General features: G+C 64.8%; 2 protein-coding genes and 1 pseudogene. 2 read left to right on the forward strand and 1 reads right to left on the reverse strand.

What is annotated here, in order from left to right:
• Together RMO81_RS08105 and RMO81_RS08110 are read left to right on the forward strand one after the other, a co-directional pair.
• Positions 1-415, forward strand: a pseudogene (locus RMO81_RS08105) (glycosyl hydrolase); the annotation flags it as partial.
• A 422-nt stretch (positions 416-837) separates the two neighbouring features.
• The gene (locus RMO81_RS08110) at positions 838-1,047 is read left to right on the forward strand and encodes a helix-turn-helix transcriptional regulator (RefSeq protein WP_310475318.1); all 210 of its coding nucleotides are present in this window, start codon (positions 838-840) and stop codon (positions 1,045-1,047) included.
• Positions 1,048-1,080: 33 nt separating this feature from the next.
• Here RMO81_RS08110 and RMO81_RS08115 read toward each other — a convergent pair whose 3' ends face one another.
• The gene (locus RMO81_RS08115; RefSeq protein WP_310475319.1) at positions 1,081-2,379 is read right to left on the reverse strand and encodes an HlyD family type I secretion periplasmic adaptor subunit; all 1,299 of its coding nucleotides are present in this window, start codon (positions 2,377-2,379) and stop codon (positions 1,081-1,083) included.
• Positions 2,380-2,438 lie beyond the last annotated feature (59 nt).

Raw genomic sequence — 2,438 nt, forward strand, 5'->3', positions numbered from 1 at the left:
GGCACAAGCGGTATCGGCCAAGGTGGGCGAGGCCAACAAGGCCGTGCTGCAGGTGCGCGGCCTGCGGGCCCAGGCAGAGGCGCAGACCAAGGCCGGCAAGACGCTGCCCGCCGCGGTCACCACGCTGCTGGCCACGCTGGCGACCGTGGAAGCCGAGCTTTATCAGGTGAAGAACCAGAGCCGGCAGGACCCGCTCAACTATCCGATCAAGCTCAACGACAAGCTGGCCGGGCTGATCGGCGTGATCGACAGCGCCGATGCGCCGCCCACTGATGGGGCGCGCCTGGTTTTTGCCGATCTGTCGGGCCAGTTGGCGCGGCAGGTGCAGGCACTTGAGACGGCGCTGGCTGATCTGCCGGCCGCCAATGCCGCGCTGCAGACGGCAGGGCTGAAGCCGCTGACCCGGCTGCCATAGCCGGCCGTGGTTGCCGCTGCTGCCCGGTGCGGCGGCGGCAACCCGCTGCAACTGATTGCCCACTGCTGCAACTGCGGTCGCATATTGCGGCGCAGGCCAACTGCCGGCGAGCCGTAAAGGCAGCCGGTAGGCGGCATTGCCATGGATATGTAATTTGCGCGTTACTGGGTGTATCCGGAATGGACGGGCACTGAAAGCTGCACACATGGATTCAGTAGAGATCGCTATAGTAAGGTTCATAATATTGTAACATTGAACTGTGCATATATTTGTGAACATGACCGCGTTGGGCCGTTGTCTTGTCAGATGATGTTCACATTAGAGTGATTATTGTAATCAATGGAAGTCATAACGCTCTCTATAATGCACTTCTGGTCGGGGACGCATCATGGGGTTTGCGGGTTGGTGCGAGGGAGACGTAAATGCCGGTGCGTTCAATGCTGTCGGTGCGCTTGGGCGAACGCCGATTGAAGATTACGGAACTGGCCCGCCAGACCGGGATCAGCCGCGGCACACTAACCCGGATGTACCATGACGAAGCTGATCGGGTGGACCTTGATGTGCTCGCGCGCCTGTGTGCCGCGCTGGGCTGCACGGTGGGTGATCTGCTGGAATATCGCCCAGACGCCTGAGACCAACGCCTGAGGCCAACGCCTGATCGCGCGTCATTTCTCGCGGAAGGCACTGCTCGAAATCTGCGTCAGCGGGCTGAGCAGGTAAGACAGGACAGACCGTTTTGGCCCCAACAGGCTGACATCGGCCAGCATGCCCGGTCCCAGCGGCAGGCAGCCGGCATTTTCGGTCGGGAAGCAATTGCCGGGCAGGGCAATGCGCACCAGGAAATGCACTTCGCCGGTGCGTTCATCCACCACGGCATCAGGCGCCACGTTCTGCACCACGCCGTCGAGCGCGCCATAGATGCTGTAATCATAGGCCGAAACCCGCACCCGCGCCTTTTGGCCGTTGGCAACGAAACCGATGTCGGCCGGCGACACCCGGGCTTCGACCAGCAATTTGTCGCCGGCTGGCACCAGTTCCACCAGCGGCTCGCCGGGGCCGACGGCCGATCCCGGCGTGGTGACGCGCAAACGGCTGATGATGCCGGCCACCGGCGCCCGCACTTCGGTACGGCTCAATCGATCTTTCAACGCCGGCTGCTGGCCGCTGCGGCCGGCAAGTTCGGCCTGGGTGGTGGCCAGCGCCTCGGCGGCGCGGTTGCGGAATTTCGTATCCACCGACCACACGCCGCGGCGCGCTTCGGAGACGGCGGCGCGAGCCCGGCGCAGATTTTCGTCGGCAGCCCTCACACCAGATTCGGCCTGCACGCGCTGGCTGGTAACCCGATCCAGAGTCAGCCCCGGTTCGGCGCCCTGTTCGACCAGCGGGCGCATCACGGTTTCTTCGCGTTGGGCCAGACGCAGCGCCTCCTGCTTTTGCCGCAGCGTGGCGTCGGCTTCGGCCGCGGCGCGGCTGGCCTGTTCCTGGCGGGCCAGCGCCATCGATCGTTCGGTGCCCAGCGCGATGCTGTCACTGCGCGCCAGCGCCAGTTCGGTGGCCACAACGGCGGGATCAACGCCCGGCATGTCGATGCTGGGCCGCTGCCCGCGGGCTTCGGCAGAAAGGCGCGCAGCGCGCACCGACAGCGCGTCAACACTGGCCTGGCCAACGGCGGCATCAGAGGCTCGCAGCACCGGATCAAGCTGCATCAGCAATTGCCCGGCCGCCACTTTCTGCCCGGGCTTCACCACGATGCGAGACAAGGTTCCGCCTTCGAGGTTCGAAAGGATCTGCAGCTGCGAAGCCGGAATGACGCGGCCGGTCCCGGCGATCACCACTTCCAGCCGGGCCAGAGCCGCCCACAGCAGCGCCGCCGTCGTCAGCGCCACGACGGTCCACAGCAGCAGGCTGGGGAAATCCCGTTCCTTCAGGCCCATGGCGAGCACGCGATCAGACAGGTTGCTCATACTGGAGCTCCAGCAGCGAGGCTTTTCAGCACGGCATCGCGCGGGCCATCGGCGACGAT

Origin of the sequence: Sandarakinorhabdus sp., from assembly GCF_031422795.1 — a bacterium.
In the GTDB taxonomy this organism is placed as follows: Bacteria; Pseudomonadota; Alphaproteobacteria; order Sphingomonadales; family Sphingomonadaceae; genus Sandarakinorhabdus.

Excerpts from the sequence above, each read along its gene's own strand:
- RMO81_RS08115 (WP_310475319.1), bottom strand. The coding sequence starts at position 2,379 with ATGAGCAACCTGTCTGATCGCGTGCTCGCCATGGGCCTGAAGGAACGG.
- RMO81_RS08110 (WP_310475318.1), top strand. The coding sequence starts at position 838 with ATGCCGGTGCGTTCAATGCTGTCGGTGCGCTTGGGCGAACGCCGATTG.